We start from the raw sequence: 17,248 nt of genomic DNA, 5'->3' as shown, positions 1-17,248 counted from the left end.
GCGGTCCCGGGCATCCCCGCCTCCCTTCCCCAGACGGCACCGGGGCCGGCGCCGCGTCCGTGCCGATGGTAGCGGCCCGGTCACACCGTGTGGAAGAGGGTCGTGGGCGAATGCCGTGGCACCGGCCCGGTGGGGGCCGGACCCTGGGGCTGCCCTAGTCCTTGTGCTGCCGGTAGGCCTCCTCCGCGGCGTCCAGCACGGCGGCGAGGTCGCCGCCGGCCGTGGCGGTCGCGGCGGCGGCCACCGCCCCCTCGACGAACGGGGCGTTGGCGAAGCGGACGGGGAACGGGAGGCCGTGCTCGTCGGCGTCGGAGAGCAGCGCGCGGACCGTGGTGACCGCGCTGCCGAGGTCGGCCAGCACCACCACGCCGTGCCCCTGGTCGACCCGGCGGGTGGCGGCGGCGACCAGGACGGCGCTGATGCCCGGCCCGGCCGGATCCCCTCCGGTCGCGGCGACCGGGGCGGGGGTGTCGGATCCGGTCAGCGCGAGCGCCACGGAGCGGACGGCGGTGGCCAGTTCCTGGCTGTGCGACACCAGGACGACCCCGACCCGCCCGTGCGCGGGGGGCCGGCCGGGGGTGGGACGCGGCAGGGTGGCCGGCGAGGGCGGGGTGCGGGGCGCCGGGGGGTGGGCCGAAGGGGCGTCCGAGATGGGGATGACGTCGGCGCGGGTGCCGTCCCGGCGGCTCATCGGCTGCTCCTGGGGGTCTCGGTGGGCGGGTTCGGGCGGAGGCGCGGACGGAGGCACGAGCGGAGGTGCGGACGGGCCGTCGGTCGCCGGGCCCGTGGACGGCCGGCGGGGGCGTGTGCGCGCCCTGTCGAGCACTCTGGCAGCTCCGGTGTCCCGCGCCCGGCGGGACACGCGTTGAGCGGGCCTCCGGCGGCGCCCGTTCCCGGCTGGGGCGGTCCTCGTCAACCCGCTGACCGGGGCGGGTGGGTGTGGCTAGGCTGGACGTGGAACCGCCGTCGGGAGGAGACCGGATCGTGGCAGTCAACAGCGGGATCGACGTGGAGGCGGCCGGCGTGCAGCCCGGACCGGCGCCGAGCGGCAAGCCGAAGGTGGACTTCACCGGGGCGACGTGGCTGTGCAGCAGCCAGGGTGTGGGGGACGTCCAGATCGCGTTCGTGGACGGGTACATCGGGATGCGGGACGGCCGCCAGGAGGACGGGCCGGTGCTGGTGTTCACCCCGGGGGAGTGGCGTGCCTTCGTGCTCGGCGCCAGGGACGGCGAGTTCGACCTCACCTGAGGGTGTGTCGGGCCCGCCGGGATCCGTGAAGGCCCGTCGGGAGCCCGGTGAGGGCCCGCGCCCGGGCGGCGCCGGCGGCGCCGCCGTCACCCGGGATTCGCCCGGAGGTCACGCAGGGGTCGCCCCCGCGTCGCCAAGGATTCATCCGACGTTCGCCCGGGCCGTGGTCCGACGGCTGTGGAGCGGTCCCCGGGCGGGGGTCGCTCCACAGGTGATTTCGGGCCCGAACATCACAAGTGATGATCTATTGAGCGTGCCCCGTCAGAATTTCTGTTGACTGTTAGACAAACGCAGCTCAGAGTATGAGCACAGGCAGACGCCGTGCCCACCGCCCCCACGCGGCCAGACACGGCGCCTGCTGTGCGGCCCGGCAGCAATGCCAGGCCATCCTCCCAGTCATCCCCTGCGCACCGGGGGTGCGTCGGCCGGTCCCGGCCCACGAAGGGCCGGCAGTCGCCGGGAGGCTGGCGCCGAAGCCGAGAGCGACTCGGCGACGACACCGTTTGCTCGGGACCCGCACGCCCCCACGCGGCGGCGTCCCGAGCAGATCCACGGGAGCGACGGGCCGGGGCCCCGCGGATCTGGCTTGTGGTACGTGGAACTGTTGGCTTGTGTGCTGTGCTGTGTGCGACGACGAAGCTGGGTGCTCGGCAGTTCGGCACGACAAAGTGCACAGTGAGGGATACGCGTGTAGGGCCGCGTTGCGACATGCCGTCCCCCCGGAGGGTGAAACCCAGAACGGCTGTCGTGCTGAACCGAACGTAGCCCGGACGGTTGCTCAGAGTCAACATTGGTCTCTGAGCGTCGATCTCCCGCCGGTGCCCCACCCACCTCGCGAGCGTGGTGTGCCGGGCACGTACGATGTTCCCATGTCTTTTCTCCGCCGTCGCTCCGGACAGCCCGCCGGCCCGGACTTCGACGTGCTCGCGATGGACCCGGGCGACTGGCCCGGTGACTTCGGTGCGGCCATGATGACCGGCCCGGACGGCTCCTGCCAGGGGATTTTCCTGCGCTACGACCTGTTCGGCGGCAGAGGCCCGGCGATGTTCATCGGCAACCTGCCCGAGGGCTCGCCGGCCCGGGACACCGGCGACGAGGTGCCCTTCGAGGTGCGGCAGCTGCTCGCGGCGCTGGAGAACGACGAGCCGGTCGAGTTCGTCTCGGCCGAGGACTTCCCGGTCATGCTCGGGGACGACCTGCTGATCGTGAAGAAGGTCAAGGTCAGCGAGGAGCGGGTGTTCTGCGCGCAGTTCGGGCGCAGCGACGGCGTCCAGGTCACCATCGCGTCCTGGGACCGACCGATTTCGGACGACCTGTATCAACTGCTGAAGCCGCTCCCCTCGGACATGTTCCAGCAGGGCTGACCGACCCCTGCCCGGGGCCCGGACGCCGCTTGACGGTTTCGATCACCGGTTCGTACAGTCGCGAACATGTCGTGCCGTCTCCCGCTGCTGACCCGCCGCAGCTATCTGGACCTGCGGCGCACCGCCAGCGCGGTGTGTCCGGGCCGCTGAGGGGGATTCGTCCCCGTGGCGGCGGGTGCCGGGCCGAGTGCGGTCGGTGCCCCATCCGGGGGCGGGCAGCGACCTGACCTCCGGGGCCGCCCGCCGGTACCGCGCGCCCGTCCGGCGTGCCGCCCGCACCTGCCGAGCCCACGCTGCCGCCCGGAGGCCCCACCGCCATGACGACCACCACCGCCGACCGTTCGCCTGCGGACCGCCCCTCCGCCCCGTTGCGGGGCACGGCGGGACGGTCGGATTCCGGCCAACCCGCATCCGGCCGAAGCGCCGCAGCGGACGCCGCACCCGAAGCACCGGCGACCGGCCAACCCGCATCCGGCCGGACCGCATCCAGCCGGACCGCGACCGGCGATGCCGCGACCGGCAGCGCCGCCGCCGCCGACGCCGCGCCCGACCGCACGGCGGTCACCGCCGCCCTCGCCGGCCTGCCCCGGGTGGTCGACCTGCTCGCGGCCCGCGCCGAGGAGCACGACCGCGACGCGACCTTCCCGTACCAGGGCATCGAGGCGGTGCACGAGGCCGGGCTGCTGACCCTGACGGTCTCCCGGCGCTACGGCGGGCCGGGCGGCACGCTCGCCGACGTCGTCCGGGTGCTCGCCCAACTCGGGCGCGGGGACGCCTCGGTGGCGGTGGTGACGGCCTTCACGCTGCTCCAGCACGCCGAGCAGGCCCGCCGCGGGGCCTGGCCGACCGCGGGCTACCGGCGGCTGCTCGTCGAGTCCCGGCGCGGGCCTGCGCTGGTCACCACGCTGAGCGCGGAGCCGGGCGGCCGGCCCGGCGAGCTGCCGGGGACGCTGGCCCGACGGGACGGCGACGGCTGGTCTTTGACGGGCCGGAAGACGTACTGCACCGGTGCCGAGGCGCTGGCCTGGATGGCGGTCACCGCGCGGACCGACGAGCCGGAGCCGAGGGTCGGGACCTTCCTGGTCCGCGGCGAGAGCGAAGGGCTGGAGATCGACCCGACCTGGGACCAGCTCGGTCTGCGGGCCAGCGCCAGCCACGACGTGGTGCTGGAACGGGTCCGGGTCCCGGCCGATCTCGCCCTGGGCCTCGGTCCGGCGCGGCCGATGGGTGCGAGGGCGGGTGCGGCGGGCGCGAGGTCGGGTGCGGCGGCGAAGGCGGACGGGCCGGCGGGGGCGGACGCCCAGGAGGCCGGGGCCGCCGAACTCACCCGGGCCTGGCACGACCTGGCGCTCTCCGCGGTGGCGATCGGCGTCGCCCGCGCCGCCGAGGCCTGGCTGGTCGGCTTCCTCAACCAGCGGACTCCGGCCAACCTGACCGAGCCGCTCGGCACCCTGCCGCGCTACCGCTGCGCCCTCGGCGAGATCGAGGCCCAGCTGATCGGCGCCGAGGAGCTGGTGGCGGGCCTGGCGCCCCGGGTGGACCGGGGCGAGCCGGACGCCGTCGCCCGGACCGGCCCCGCCCACCTGCTGGCCACCCGGGCCGCCACCGCGGCGGTCCAGCAGGCGGTGGCGCTCACCGGCAACCCCGGCCTGAGCCGGCGTCACCCGCTGGAGCGCTACCTGCGGGACGTGCTCAGCAGCCGGGTGCACCTGGCCCCGGACGAGGCCGTCCTGGAGGCCGCGGGCCGGGCCGCGCTGGAGCGCGGGGGCCGGCCCTGAGACTCCGTCCTCAGCGGGTGCCGACCGCCGCGCGGACGGCCCGCCGGGCGAGCGCGGCGTCGTCGTAGAGCCGACGGATCATGATCCGCTGCTCCTCGCCGGCGCCCGGCACGTCGTACAGGCGGATCTCCCGCATCAGCACCAGCACCAGGTTGACCAGGAACGCGTCCCGGGCCATCGTGCCGCCGCTCTGCGCGAGTTGGCTGATCTGGCGGCGGGCGGCGGTGTCGCCGGAGAGCACGCTCCACAGCACCGCCAGGTCGTAGCCGGGCAGGTACCAGCCGGCCTGCTCCCAGTCGACCAGCACCGGGCCGGACGGCGCCAGCAGCATGTTGCTGAGCAGGGCGTCGCCGTGGCAGAGCTGGAGCGGGGTGTGGCCGAGGCCGTGCAGCAGGCCGCGAAGGTCGCCGGCGTCCCGGTCGGTGAGCTGGCCCACCGAGTGGTAGCGGGCGACCTCCAACTGGTAGTCCATGCGCGGCTGGAACACGTCGGTCGGCGGCCGCCACAGGTTCAGCGTCCGGACGGCGGTCAGCAGCGCCCGCACCTCGCCCGGGGTGGGCGCGTTGACGGGGTGGCGCTCCCGGGCCGCCGGGCGGCCGGGGACGCGCTCCATGACGAGCACGCAGCGGTCGTGGTCGGCGGCGACCAGCCGGGGCAGCCGCACCGGCGGGCGGTGCCGGACGAACGCCCGGTAGACCGCGACCTCGTGGTGGAAGTCGGCCACCAGCTGCTCGAAGTGCCCGCTGCGCACCGCCTGCGGGGCCAGGCACTTGGCGACCACCGGGGCCCGCCCGATGGTGCCCGCCACCAGGATGTGGCGGCTCCCCTCGCGCAGCACCTGGCGCGGGGTGAACGCGGGACATATCCGCGCGACGCTCGCCAGGGCGGCCCGTACCGCCGGGGTCTGCAGCGCCGACGGGTCGATCCGTTCGGGGCCGCCGACCTGGCCGGGCCGGTGCGGCTGGCGCAGCACCCGGCCGTCGGCCTGCCGGGCGAGCGGGACCCGGCCGCCGGCGGGCGGGGCGGTCTCGGGGCCGCGCAGCCCCAGCGCCGTACGGCCGGCCGGGACCCGGGCGTCCGTGGACCGGCCCTCGGTGCCGCGCGGAGCCACCGGGCGGCTCGACGGGGGCACCTGCTTGGGGCCGGGACGGCCGGCGGCTGCGGTGGGGGGGCGCAGCGCGGTGCGGGTCGCGGTCGGCGTGGGGGTCGTCGCTGAGGAGTACATGGGGTGAGGGTGGTCCCTTCCTGTCCGTCGGCGGGTGCGCCCCGCGGTGCGGGGAGGGCCGGTGCCGCGTGCTTCCTGGCGTGACGGCGGCCCTGGCTCGGAGCGGTGGGTGGTGCGCGGGCGCCGGGCACGGACGCGGGGGTCGGGGGACCCCTCCTGCGGCGGTCCGCCCGTCCGCACCCTGGGGAATGCGGTCGGTCGGACTGCCGTGGCCGTGCCCGGCGCCCCCGCGCCACCCGGCCGCGCCACCCCCTCGGGTGAGGACCGGAGGCGTCCCGTGCCACGGACGGGGGACTGCCCCGACGCTGGTGGGACGCCGCCCGACCCTGGGGCGAGGTGGCGCACCCCTACAACACACCCGCCGTGCACTGGCTTAGTAGTCTGGCGGGCCCTGGCGAACGGTGGCGAATGCTCGCCTGGCACTTGCCCGAGCCTCTAGCCTCGAACCAGCCGAGGATCCTGGGGGCTTCATTGAGCAGGGGACCCAACACCCGACTCGCCGACCTGTTCGTCCTGACCGGATGGTCGAAGGGCGAACTGGCACGGCTGGTCAACCGTCGGGGTGCCGCGATGGGACAGCAGCAGCTGTCCACCGACACGTCGAGGGTACGGCGCTGGATCGAGCAGGGGGAGGTCCCCCGCGATCCGGTCCCGAGGGTGCTGGCGGCCGTGTTCACGGAGCGGCTCGGCCGTGTCGTCACCACTGAGGACCTCGGTCTGGAACGACACCGGCCAACCAGGTCCGGAGCGGCACCGTCCGCAGCAGTGCCATGGTCGCCGGATCGAACGGCCGCGGTCCTCACCGAGTTCACGGGAATGGACCTCATGCTGAACCGACGTGGATTGGTGGGCGCGGGCGCCGCGCTCACGGCCGGAACGGTCATCGCCGACTCCCTGAAGGGCTGGCTGGGCGGGGACGCCGTCGCGTACGCGGCCTCGGTGCCCGGACCGCGCCAGGTCATCACCGCCGGCGGTGCCCGCCCGGTGGTGGACGTGTACGACGCGGGCCCGGTCGGGCTCGACGAGGTGGAGTCGCTGGAGCACTCCGTGCAGGTCTTCCGGGCCTGGGACGCGGCCCGCGGCGGCGGGCTGCAGCGCAAGGCGGTGGTCGGTCAGCTCAACGAGGTGGGCGGCCTGTTGACGCACCGGCACGCCGCGGTCGTCGAACAGCGGTTGTGGCTGGTGGCGGCCAACCTGGCCGTGCTCGCGGGCTGGATGTCCCACGACGTCGGCCTGGAGCCCACCGCGCAGCGGTACTTCATGATCGCGGCGGAGGCGGCCAAGGAGGCCGGCGACCGGCCGCGGGCCGGCGAGGCGATCTCGCGGGCCGCGCGGCAGATGGTCCACCTGGGCCGTGCCGACGACGCGATCGACCTGATGGGGGCGGCCAAGGCGGCCGGCGGCCGGGTGCTGCCGAGAACGCGGGCCATGCTCAACACCGTCGAGGCGTGGGCGCACGCCTCGATCGGGCACTCGCAGGACACCTGGCGGCTGCTCGGCGAGGCCGAGGACCTGTTCGCCGAGGACGCTCCGGAGCCGCCGCCGTCCTGGATGCAGGTCTTCGACGAGGCCGAACTGCGCGGCATGCAGGCGCTGGTGCTGCGGACGCTGGCCGAGCACGACCCCTCGGCGGCCCCGCAGGCGCAGCGGCACGCGGAGCGGGTGATCGCCCTGCGGGAGGGCACCGGGCAGCTGCGCTCGGCGCTGTTCGACCGGATCACCCTCGCCTCGGTGCACTGGCTCACCGGCGAACCGGACGCGGCGGACTTCCAGGCGAAGATGGTGATGAACCTGATCGGCCAGAACTCCTCGCACCGGACCTGGGACCGGCTGCGCGAGATGTACCGGCTGACCGCGCGCTACCGGGGGCTGCCGCTGGTGGACGAGCTGCGGGCCGAGCTGGGGCGGGAGCTGCGGGCGGCGGACGCCAAGAACCGGCCGAAGCCGTCCTGAGGAGGCCGTCGTCGGAGGGGCACCCGGCGGGCCCCCGGCGGGAGCGGCCGTCGGGGCTCCCGGCCGGGTCTGCGCGGAAGGACGGGCCTGCGGGGAAGGACGGGCCGGGCCCGGCCGGACGGGTCAGCGCGCCGGTCGGAGCAGCATGCGCAGGGCGGTGACGGTGCCGTCCGCGCCGAGGACGGGCTCGCCCGCGCACTCGACGTCGGCGGGCCGGCCGCCTCCCCGGTGGATCCGCAGGGTGCCGGCGGAGGTGCGGCCGTGGATCAGGGCGTCGGTCATCATCCGGCGCAGCAGCGGCCGGTCGGCCTCGGGGAGGCGGTCGGGCAGCCGGTCGAGGCTGAGCGGTCCGTCGCCCGGGTCGCAGCCGAGCAGGAGGTACGCCTCGGCGGTCCAGTGGACGCGGTCGGTGACGAGGTCCCACTCGGCCGAGCCGACGACGTCGCGCGGGCCCGTGTCGCGCTCGCGACCGTGGGGGGAGCGACCGTCCCGGGAACGGCCGTCCTGGGAACGGCCGTCGGGGGAGCGACCGTCCGGGGCGGGGTCGCCCGGGGCGGGGCCGTCGGGGGAGGGAACGTCCTCTTGGCCGAGATCGGGGCCGGACGGCTCCCGTGCCGTGCCGTCCACTCTGCCGTCCGTTCCGCTGTCCGCGTCGCCCGCGTCCCCGGAGCCGCCGTCGTGGGCGGTGCGGTCCGTCGTGCCCGCCGGGGCGCCGTCCACCGTGGCGGTGTCCGGCGGGCGGGCGGCGCCTAAGGGCATGTTCATGACCGGCCCATCGCTCGGGTGCGGCCCGTTCTGCACGGGCTCTCGGGTGGTGAGAAGACTGTCGCACAGCGTGCCCGCCCCTTGCGGGCGATTTGGACAGAACGCAGGCAAAATTCCTCTGGCATATGCCACCCTGGCGGGAGCCTTCGTCGCCCTGTGTGCGGCGGGGGGCCCGAGGCGGTAACCTTCGGTGATTCCGGCGCCCGGGCGCCCACCGCAGTACCGACCAGAGACCCCGGCGACGGAAATCCCGTTGCCACTACGACCGCCGCAACGGATGCTGACCTCATGTTCGAGCCAGTGATAGCACCTAGCGCCAGCCTCCTCGGCCTCCTGCAGCGAGGCCGCGGTGACGGGCAGCTCCACGCGCTGGCCGCCGACCGTACCGAGGCCGTCGCCGCGCTGGAGGAGTGCGTCACCAGGGATCCGCGAGCCGACTGGCAGGTCGAGAGCCGCTCCCTCTACTACGCCCGCCTCTACATGGAGCTGGAGGCGCCCCTCGACGGCATCGAGGACCACCTCCACTCCGCCGAGGACCTCGTGACCGACGACGAGAGCCGCACCGGCCTCGCCCTCTCCGTCCTGGGCCACCTCGCCGCGTACGGCCGGCGCGACGCGCTGCTGATGCTGCGCGAGTACGCCGCCACCGGCGCGAACTGGTCCTGGGCCCTCGACGAGCTCGCGCTGCGCGACGACGACCGCGGCCTGCTGCTGCTCGGCACCGCGGTGCTGGACCACTTCGCGCCGGGCCCCGAGGGCGACGCCGAGCTGCGCGAGTTCATCCGCAACGCGTACGAGCCCCGGCCCTGGCGGCTGTGGGCGGCCTACCACCCGAGAGTGGCCGCGGCCAGCGAGCAGTCCCCCTTCGACCTCTGGCAGCGCCAGCTCAACCGCGGCGGCGTGACCCCGGGCTGGTCGACCGCCGACGTGCTGGCCTGGGCCGACCAGGGCGACCTCGGCGGCCTCGGCGCCGGCGCCTTCCTCGGCCGCCCCGAGGGCCGGCCCGAGCCCGCCGCCGACCCGTCCGCCCCCGACGCCGTGGACCGCCGCGCCGCCGCGGCCGCCCGCTGCCTGACCGCCGTCGTCCGGCCCGAGGACCGCCCCCTCCTGCTGGAGACCGCCCGCGACGGCCTGCCCGGCGCCCGCCGGGCGGCCCTGCGCTACCTCGTCGACCAGCGGGACTCGGCCGCCGTCGAGCTGATCGAGGCCGCCGCCGCCGACGTGGACGACCGGGTCGTGCGCGCCGCCCTGGAACTGCTCGGCCGGATGCGCGGCCCCGAGGTGCTGGCGCAGGCCCGCCGCTGGGCCGACCCGGCCACCGGCGGCGCCGACAGCGCGCTCGGCGAGGCCGCCGTCAAGCTGCTCGCCGACGCCGGGGAGCCGGCCGACGCGCCGCTGGTCGTCGACGGGCTGCGCCGCTGGATCTCGGTGCGCGGGGTCAGCGGTACCGGGCTCGGGTCGCTGGTCGACGGTGCGGGGCGGCTGGCCGCCGCCGACGCCGTGCCCGTCCTGCGCCACATCTACGGCGAGGCCGCCTCCTCGGAGCTGCGCGGTCGCGCCGCCCGGGCGCTCGCCGCGACCGACGTGCACTTCCCGGAGGGCCCCGCCGTCGAGTGCCTCTGGGACTGCGAGGAGTCCACCCGCGAGCTCGCCGCGCGCCACGTCGCCACCACGGGCGACGCGCGCGTGCTGGAGCGCCTGCGCCGGCTCGCCGCCGACCCGGCCGAGGAGGCCGAGGTCCACGCCGCCGTCCGCGGCCGGCTGACCGCCGGTTAGCCACCCGGTCCGACGGGCCGTGGGCCGGACACCTCGAAACGGTGTCCGGCCCACGGTCGTTCCCGGGTGCGGGTGCGGGTGCGGGTGCGGGTGCGGGTGCGGGTGCGGGTGCCGGGTGCCGGTGGCCCCCCTCCGCCGCGCCCGGGCCTCCGCAGCCGTTCCCGTTCGGTCGCCCGCGGGTCGCTCCCGGGTGTTTTTCTGAAACGCCGTTCTACTTCACCACGCCCGCGTCCGGGGCCAGGACGCCGCCGGCCACCAGTCCGATGATCAGGACGCCGAGCAGCACCCGGTAGACCACGAACGGCAGGAAGCTGTGGTGCGAGATGTACTTGAGGAACCAGGCGATCGCCGCGTAGCCGACCGCGAACGCGATCAGGGTGGCCAGGACGGTCGGCCCCCAGGCCGGGGCCGGCCCCTCGCCGATCTTGAACAGCTCCAGCGCCCCCGAGGCCAGCACCGCCGGGATCGCCAGCAGGAAGGAGTAGCGGGCCGCCGCTTCCCGGCTGTAGCCGAGCAGCAGGCCCGCGCTGATCGTGCCGCCGGAGCGGGACACCCCGGGGATCAGCGCGAGCGCCTGGGCCAGGCCGTAGACGCCCGCGTGCGGCAGGGTCAGCTCGGTGATCGGCCGGGCGTGCCGGATCGCGCGGGTGCGGTCGGCGAGGGCCAGGATCACGCCGAACACGATCAGCGTGGTGCCGATGATCCGCAGGTCGCGCAGGTGGGTCTCGATGGTGTCCTGGAACAGCTTGCCGAGGATCCCGATCGGCAGGGTGCCGATGATCACGAACCAGCCCATCCGGGCGTCCGGCTCGGAGCGCAGCGCCGGGCGGAACAGTGACAGCGTCCAGGTCCGCACGATGGCGGCGATGTCCCGGCGGAAGTAGATCAGCACCGCGGTCTCGGTGCCGAGTTGGGTCACGGCGGTGAAGGCCGCGCCCGGGTCGTCCCAGCCCAGGAGGGCGGAGAAGACCCGCAGGTGGGCGCTGGAGGAGACGGGCAGGAACTCGGTCAGCCCCTGGATCAGGCCGAGCACGGCCCCGTGGAACCAGTCGATCACCGGACACCCGTCCGGGGTATCCGTGGGTCGTCGTACATGTGGGGTCCTCGCAGGTCGGTACGGGCGTACGGGCATGCCGCGGCGCTCGCCCCCGGCATGCGGACGACCGTGCCCGCCCGTCCCTCGGGTCGCGCGCGGGCCCGGCGCGCGGCCGATGGTACGGGGTCAAAGTGACGACTTGCCGTTCACCTGTTCGGCGGACCCTCCGGAGGCTCGGTGGACGGCCTGGCGAGGACCCAGGTGCGGTCCGCGGTCAGGTAGCGCTCGACCGTCAGGCCGGCCTCCGCCAAGGCCTGTTCGAACGCCGCCGTGCTGAGCGGACGGGCCAGGAAGGTCTGCGTCCAGCGGCCGCCCGGGAACTCGTACTCGGCGAGCACGGAGTTGACGCCGTCCCCGACGGGGGTGGCGGAGAGGATCCGGCCCCACCCGTCCCCCAGCCGGCGCTCCCGCGGCACGGTGCGGTGCCAGTCCTCGCCCTCGCGCTGCACCAGCACGCAGCCGTCCTCGGCGACGTGGCGGCGGCAGGTCTCCAACAGCCCCTGGCGGACCGCAGGGTCGCCCGCGTGCACCAGGAAGGAGCCGAGCAGCACCACGTCGAAGCGCTCGCCGAGGTCCAGCCGCTCGATCGGGCTGCGCACGGTGCGCACGTCCGGGCGCACCCGCGCCAGCATCTCGGCGGACTCGTCGACCGCGGTCACGGCGAAACCCCGGTCGGCCAGCGGGTGCGTCACCCGGCCGACGCCGCAGCCCAGTTCGAGGAGGGTGGCGCCGGCCGGCACCGCGGCCCCGATCACGTCGGGCTCGTCGCGGACGGGCAGCAGTGACCACATCTCGACCGCGCAGCCGTCCGGGGTGATCGCGCCGGGGCCGGTGCCGTCGTACCCCGGGCGCCGCGCGTCGCCCGCCTGCGTGCCGACACCGCGCGCCTGCCCGTCGTGGCCCGTCCGTCCGTCGTGGCCGGTCTGTCCGACGTCGCTCGTCCGCTCGTCGTCGTCCGGATTCCTGCCGTCGCCGCTCTCCGTGCCGTTGCCCATCGGGCCATCGGAGCACGCGCGGCGTGGCGGGGGAAGGGGAGGGCGACCGGCCGGGGCGGGTTTCGGTCAGTCCGTCAGTGCACCCTCGAGTTCGGCCAGGGTGGCGCGCAGCCAGGCGAGTTCGGCCTCGCTGGTGGCGCGGGCGATCAGCAGCAGCCCGCGCCGGAACGGGTCGGTGAACTCCTCGGCGCCGACCGGGCGGTCCCCGTCGTAGAAGAAGCTGGCCGGCTCGGTGAGGAAGGCCAGCCGTCGGTGGAGCACCGCGGCCTGGGCGGCGGGGTCGTCGAGGTGGCGCAGGAAGGCGAGCAGGGTGAACCAGCGGTTCTCGTCGCTGATGTCCAGCGCCTCGGGTTCGCGCAGCCGTGCCAGCAGGGCGCCGCGGCCCTCCTCGGTGAGGTGGAGGGTGTGCCGCGGGGCGGCGGCGCTGCCGGGCTCGGTGACGCGGACCAGCAGGCCGTCGGACTCCAGGCGCTTGATCGCCGGGTAGAGCGTGCCGTCGCTGATCGGGCGGACGTGTCCGGTGAGCGCGGCGAGGTGGCGGCGCAGCTGGTAGCCGTGCAGCGGGCGGTCGTAGAGGAATCCGAGGATCGCGAGCTTCAGCATGGGGCCACTCTCTCAGACCCGTCCCTCGGGGCATCGGTATATCGCTTCCAGGGTACCTCGTTGTCGAGGTATGGTCTCGATGGTCCGAGTCGAACGACGTCCCGCGTCGAGCGACGTCCGGCGTCGGAGCTGTTCCGAGTCGAACGACGTCCCGCGTCGAAGGAGGAGTCCCGTGCTGCGCCACGCCCCCGTCACCCCGAACGGCGACCTGATCCGCTGGGTCGAACTGCCGGGAGCCGAACCCGCCCGGCTCTACCTGCACGGCCTGGGCGCCAGCTCGCCCGTCTACTTCGCGGCCGCGGCGGCCCACCCGGTGCTCGCCGGTCGCCGCTCCCTCCTGCTCGACCTGCTCGGCTTCGGCATCAGCGACCGTCCCGCCGACTTCGGCTACACCCTGGAGCAGCACGCGGACGCCGTCGCGGCCGCGCTGGCCGCGGAGGGGCTCACCGGTGTGGAGGTGGTCGGCCACAGCATGGGCGGCGCGGTCGCCGTGGTCCTCGCCCACCGGCACCCGCGGCTGGTCTCGCGGCTCCTCCTGGTCGACGCCAACCTGGACCCCGCCGCCCCCGGCCCGCGGCCCGGCGGCAGCGGGATCGCGGGCTTCACCGAGGAACAGTTCCTGGCCGGCGGCCGGGAACTGGTCGCCGAGCGGGTCGGCCCGTCCTGGTGGTCGACGATGCGCCTGGCCGGGCCCGAGGCGCTCCACCGCAGCGCCGTCCACCTGGCCCGGGCGACCACCCCCACGATGCGCGAACTCCTGGTCGGCCTCGACCTCCCGCGCACCTACCTCCACCCGCAGGCCGACGGGGAGCCGCGCGACGCCGACGGGCTCCGGGCGGCCGGTGTCCGCGTGGTGGCCGTTCCGGACTGCGGGCACAACATCATGCTCGACAACCCGGAGGCCTTCGCCGACGAGGCCGCGGTGGCGCTCGGGCTCGACCCCGCCGCCGGCCCCGGCCCCCGCTGAGGGCCCGGACTCGGCCCCGGCTCAGGGCTCGTAGCGTGAAGGCGTGACGAGACCGATGACGGGAATCGAGGCCCCGCCCGCGCTGGCCGCCTCGCTAGACCGGTTCCTCGGGCCGGCCGGGCGGGCCTGGGCCGCCGGACTCCCGGCCCTCGCGGACGGCCTGCTGGACCGCTGGGAGCTGCGCCCGGACGGCCCGGCGGCACACGGCGCGGTCGGGCTGGTCCTGCCGGTGCTGCGGGCCGACGGCAGCCCCGCGGCGCTCAAGCTCCAGCCGGTGGACGAGGAGACGGCCGGCGAGCCGCTCGCCCTCCGCACCTGGGCGGGGTGCGGCGCCGTCCGGCTCCTCGGCCACGCGGAGGACTCCGGGGCGATGCTGCTGGAACGGCTCGACGCGGGGCGGTCGTTGCTCGACGTGCCGGACGAACGCGCGGCGCTGCGCGCGCTCGCCGAGCTGCTGCGGGAACTGACGCAGCGTCAGGCTCCGTCGGGTCTGCGCACGCTGGCCGAGGTCGCGGACGACGTGCTCGCCCGGGCCCCGGCCGCGGTCGCCGCCCTCGCCGACCCGGTCGAACGGGGGCTGCTCGCCGGCTGCGCCGCCGCCCTGCGCGAGGTCCGCGCCGAACCCGGCGACCGCCTGCTGCACTGGGACCTGCACTACGGCAACGTGCTCGCGCCGCTCGACGGCGCGGACCGCGGCGACTGGCTGGCCATCGACCCCAAGCCGCTCGCCGGACACCCCGGCTTCGAGCTGCTCCCGGCGCTGCGCAACCGCTGGGACGACGTGGTCGCCACCGGCGATGTCCGGCGGGCCCTGCGGCGGCGGTTCGACCTCCTGACCGAGGCGCTGGCGTCCGACCGGCAGGCGGCCGCGGCCTGGACGCTAGGGCGGGTGCTGCAGAACGCGGTGTGGGCGGCCGAGCAGGGCGAGGCGGCATTGGACCCGGCGCAGCGGGTCCTCGCGGAGCTGCTGTCGGGGCGCTGACCGGACCCCCGTCCGTTGCGGCAGTGCCCCGTCTCGGCGCCAGCCTCACCGCTCCTGCCTCAGCCTCCCCGCGTCACTGCTCCCGCGTCACTGCTCCCGCGTCACCGCTCCCGCAGTGGTGCGAAGCGCAGCGGCGTGCCGGGCCGCGCCTGGGCGGCGGCGGCCAGGTCGGCGGTCGGGACGACCCCGATCACGGGGTAGCCGCCGGTGGTCGGGTGGTCGGCCAGGAAGACCACCGGCTGTCCGTCCGGCGGGATCTGCACGGCGCCCAGCACCATTCCCTCGCTGGGGAGTTCGCCGGTCCGGACGCGGGCGACGGCCGGGCCCTCGGTGCGCAGGCCGATCCGGTTGCTGGCGGCCGCGACGCGGTACCCGTCGCAGCCCAGCCGGGTGACGGCCGCCGGTGCGAACCAGTCGGCGCGCGGGCCGAGTCGCAGACGCAGCACCAGTTCGGCCGGGGGAGCGGGCAGCGGCACCAGGTCCGGCCGGGCGCCGGGGGTCGGGGGAGGGCCGACGGGCAGCCGGTCCCCGGCGGCCAGCGGGGCCGGGCCGAGCCCGGAGAGCAGGTCCGCCGAGCGGCTGCCGAGGACCGCCGGGACGGCGACCCCGCCCGCCACCGCCAGGTATCCGCGCACGCCGGCGGTCGCCGGGCCGACCTCGACGAGGGCGCCGGCCGGCACCGCGACCGGGGCGCCCCACGCGGCGGCCCGCCCGTCGACGCGCACCGGGGAGGGGGCGCCGGTGACGGCGACGACCACCGGCCCGAGGGCGCGCAGCGCGACCCCACCGAGCGTGGTCTCCAGGCCGGCGGCCTCCGGGCCGTTGCCGACCAGCCGGTTCGCGGCCCGCAGCGCAGGCTCGTCCAGCGCCCCGGCCCGGGGCACCCCGAGGTGGGCGACACCGCGCCGCCCGAGGTCCTGCACGGTGGTCAGCGGCCCGGGCCGCACCACCAGGAGCCCGTTCGCCGGATCCGTCGCCGGTGCCCGTGTCACGTCCCCGCTCCCTCCCTACGCCCGTACCGCGGTGAACCGCACCCGTACGCCCGGGGCCAGCAGCGCCGCCGGTTCGCGCCCGGTGTCCCAGAGCGTCAGCGCCGTCCGCCCGAGCAGCTGCCACCCGCCGGGGGAGGATCGCGGGTAGACGCCGGTGTACGGGCCGGCCAGGGCGACCGACCCGGCCGGGACGGCGCTGCGCGGGGTGGCCCGGCGGGGCACCCCGTACCGCGGCGGCAGGCCGGTGAGGTAGCCGAAGCCGGGGGCGAAGCCGCAGAAGGCGACCACGTACGCGGGCGAGGTGTGGATCCGGACGGCCGCTTCCTCGGACACCCCCCACAGGGTGGCGACCTCGGCGAGGTCGGCGCCGTCGTACACGGTCGGGACCTCCACCGGCGGGCCGCTCGTCGCGGCCGCGGCCGTCGGCCGGGCGGTGCGCAGCAGGGCGGTCACCGCGTCGATGTCGGCCACGCCGTCCAGCAGTACGGTGCGGGCGGCGGGCACGATCTCCTCCACCGCGTCGAGTGCGCCGGGGGCCTCGCCGGCCTGCCGTTCGCGCAGCCAGCCGTACAGCGCGGCGACCGCGGCCTCGTCGGCGAGCTCGACCAGCAGGGACCGCTCGCCGACCCGGCGCACCGTGGCGGGCGCCGTCACGTGAACGCCTCCACCCGGACCCCGGCGGAGGCCAGCGCGCCGCGGATCCGCCAGGCGAGCTGTGCGGCGCCGGGGGTGTCCCCGTGCACGCACAGGGAGCGGGCCTCCACGGAGATCCGTTCGCCGCCGACGGCCTCGACCGAGGCGTCCCGGGCGATGCCGACGGCGCGGGTGATCACCGCTTCGGGGTCGTGCACGACGGCGTCGGGCTCGCGGCGCGGGACGAGGGTGCCGGCCCAGGTGTACGCCCGGTCGGCGAAGGCCTCGGTGACCACGGGCAGTCCGACGCCCTCGGCGACGGCGAGCAGCCGCGAGCCGGGCAGGCCGAGCACCGGCAGCGGCCCGTCGCAGACGGCCCCGGCCCGTAGCACGCCGGCGACGACGGCCTCGGCCTGTTCCGAATCGGCGACCACGCGGTTGTAGAGGGCGCCGTGCGGTTTGACGTAGGAGACCCGGGAGCCGGCGGCCCGGGCGAAGACCTGGAGGGCGCCGATCTGGTACGCGATCTCGTCGGCCAGCTCCTCCGGTGGGACGTCCATGGCGCGCCGGCCGAAGCCGGCCAGGTCGCGGTAGGAGACCTGGGCGCCGATCCGGACGCCGCGTTCGGCGGCCAGCGCGCAGACCCGGCGCATCGTGGACGGATCCCCCGCGTGGAAGCCGCAGGCGACGTTGGCGCTGGTCACCACGGACAGCAGCGCCTCGTCGTCGGTCAGCGTCCAGCGTCCGAACCCCTCACCGAGGTCCGCATTGAGATCGATCACCGCATCGGCCACGCCCGTCCGCCTCCCAGCAGCTGTTGAGCCAGATGGTAGGGCCTGCGGATGAAGGCCGTTGCCCGTGACCCGGGCCC

16 protein-coding genes are annotated in these 17,248 nt (G+C 76.0%); 7 read left to right on the top strand and 9 right to left on the bottom strand.

The genetic code is table 11. The features are described from left to right. Positions 1–154: 154 nt before the first annotated feature. A complete protein-coding gene (locus ACIA8Q_RS29070) occupies positions 155–691 on the bottom strand; it encodes a PTS fructose transporter subunit IIA (protein WP_360218617.1) in 537 nt (178 codons plus the stop codon). Positions 692–1,008: 317 nt separating this feature from the next. Here ACIA8Q_RS29070 and ACIA8Q_RS29065 point away from each other — a divergent pair, with 317 nt between their 5' ends. The 3 genes from ACIA8Q_RS29065 (at position 1,009) to ACIA8Q_RS29055 (ending at position 4,390) form a co-directional block, all read left to right on the top strand. Next, entirely contained in the window at positions 1,009–1,248 is a 240-nt protein-coding gene (locus ACIA8Q_RS29065; protein ID WP_360218712.1) for a DUF397 domain-containing protein, read from the top strand. A gap of 869 nt (positions 1,249–2,117) precedes the next feature. Next, the gene (locus ACIA8Q_RS29060) at positions 2,118–2,612 is read left to right on the top strand and encodes a hypothetical protein (protein ID WP_360218620.1); all 495 of its coding nucleotides are present in this window, start codon (positions 2,118–2,120) and stop codon (positions 2,610–2,612) included. Between the two features lie 317 nt (positions 2,613–2,929). Next, positions 2,930–4,390 carry an acyl-CoA dehydrogenase family protein gene (locus ACIA8Q_RS29055; RefSeq protein ID WP_396317945.1) on the top strand — a complete coding sequence of 487 codons (1,461 nt, stop codon included), beginning with the start codon at positions 2,930–2,932 and terminating at the stop codon, positions 4,388–4,390. A gap of 10 nt (positions 4,391–4,400) precedes the next feature. On the opposite strand, the gene ACIA8Q_RS29050 is transcribed toward ACIA8Q_RS29055, so the two are convergent. Continuing rightward, positions 4,401–5,615, bottom strand: a complete 1,215-nt coding sequence (locus ACIA8Q_RS29050; RefSeq protein WP_360218626.1) for a phosphotransferase — start codon at positions 5,613–5,615, stop codon at positions 4,401–4,403. A 471-nt stretch (positions 5,616–6,086) separates the two neighbouring features. Here ACIA8Q_RS29050 and ACIA8Q_RS29045 point away from each other — a divergent pair, with 471 nt between their 5' ends. Next, positions 6,087–7,568, top strand: a complete 1,482-nt coding sequence (locus ACIA8Q_RS29045) for a hypothetical protein (RefSeq protein ID WP_360218629.1) — start codon at positions 6,087–6,089, stop codon at positions 7,566–7,568. A gap of 123 nt (positions 7,569–7,691) precedes the next feature. Here the strand turns inward: ACIA8Q_RS29045 and ACIA8Q_RS29040 are convergent, their stop codons facing one another. Beyond that, positions 7,692–8,333 carry a hypothetical protein gene (locus ACIA8Q_RS29040; protein ID WP_396317944.1) on the bottom strand — a complete coding sequence of 214 codons (642 nt, stop codon included), beginning with the start codon at positions 8,331–8,333 and terminating at the stop codon, positions 7,692–7,694. Positions 8,334–8,621: 288 nt separating this feature from the next. On the opposite strand from ACIA8Q_RS29040, the gene ACIA8Q_RS29035 reads away from it, so the two are divergent. After that, the gene (locus ACIA8Q_RS29035) at positions 8,622–10,109 is read left to right on the top strand and encodes a HEAT repeat domain-containing protein (protein WP_360218635.1); all 1,488 of its coding nucleotides are present in this window, start codon (positions 8,622–8,624) and stop codon (positions 10,107–10,109) included. Positions 10,110–10,320: 211 nt separating this feature from the next. On the opposite strand, the gene ACIA8Q_RS29030 is transcribed toward ACIA8Q_RS29035, so the two are convergent. The 3 genes from ACIA8Q_RS29030 to ACIA8Q_RS29020 form a co-directional block, all read right to left on the bottom strand. Continuing rightward, on the bottom strand, positions 10,321–11,163 hold the full coding sequence (locus ACIA8Q_RS29030) for an undecaprenyl-diphosphate phosphatase (protein ID WP_387907251.1): 843 nt from the start codon (positions 11,161–11,163) through the stop codon (positions 10,321–10,323). A gap of 188 nt (positions 11,164–11,351) precedes the next feature. After that, a complete protein-coding gene (locus ACIA8Q_RS29025; RefSeq protein WP_360218641.1) occupies positions 11,352–12,200 on the bottom strand; it encodes a class I SAM-dependent methyltransferase in 849 nt (282 codons plus the stop codon). A 66-nt stretch (positions 12,201–12,266) separates the two neighbouring features. Beyond that, entirely contained in the window at positions 12,267–12,803 is a 537-nt protein-coding gene (locus tag ACIA8Q_RS29020) for a PadR family transcriptional regulator (protein WP_360218644.1), read from the bottom strand. Positions 12,804–12,978: 175 nt separating this feature from the next. Here ACIA8Q_RS29020 and ACIA8Q_RS29015 point away from each other — a divergent pair, with 175 nt between their 5' ends. Together ACIA8Q_RS29015 and ACIA8Q_RS29010 are read left to right on the top strand one after the other, a co-directional pair. Beyond that, entirely contained in the window at positions 12,979–13,770 is a 792-nt protein-coding gene (locus ACIA8Q_RS29015) for an alpha/beta hydrolase (RefSeq protein ID WP_360218715.1), read from the top strand. 55 nt (positions 13,771–13,825) lie between these two features. Continuing rightward, positions 13,826–14,752 (top strand): aminoglycoside phosphotransferase family protein, encoded by a 927-nt coding sequence (locus tag ACIA8Q_RS29010; RefSeq protein WP_396317954.1) that lies wholly within the window; start codon positions 13,826–13,828, stop codon positions 14,750–14,752. Positions 14,753–14,853: 101 nt separating this feature from the next. Here ACIA8Q_RS29010 and ACIA8Q_RS29005 read toward each other — a convergent pair whose 3' ends face one another. The 3 genes from ACIA8Q_RS29005 to ACIA8Q_RS28995 are packed head-to-tail and all read right to left on the bottom strand — an operon-like array spanning position 14,854 to position 17,171. Continuing rightward, positions 14,854–15,744, bottom strand: coding sequence for a biotin-dependent carboxyltransferase family protein (locus tag ACIA8Q_RS29005; protein ID WP_360218647.1), 891 nt, complete (start codon positions 15,742–15,744; stop codon positions 14,854–14,856). A gap of 15 nt (positions 15,745–15,759) precedes the next feature. Next, a complete protein-coding gene (pxpB, locus tag ACIA8Q_RS29000) occupies positions 15,760–16,398 on the bottom strand; it encodes a 5-oxoprolinase subunit PxpB (RefSeq protein ID WP_360218650.1) in 639 nt (212 codons plus the stop codon). Further along, on the bottom strand, positions 16,395–17,171 hold the full coding sequence (locus ACIA8Q_RS28995) for a 5-oxoprolinase subunit PxpA (protein ID WP_360218653.1): 777 nt from the start codon (positions 17,169–17,171) through the stop codon (positions 16,395–16,397). Before ACIA8Q_RS28995 ends, pxpB begins: the two co-directional genes overlap by 4 nt. Positions 17,172–17,248 lie beyond the last annotated feature (77 nt).

The organism is Kitasatospora sp. NPDC051705 (assembly GCF_044453265.1).
Classification (GTDB): domain Bacteria; phylum Actinomycetota; class Actinomycetes; order Streptomycetales; family Streptomycetaceae; genus Kitasatospora.
This window is presented reverse-complemented; position numbering and strand designations above follow the sequence as displayed.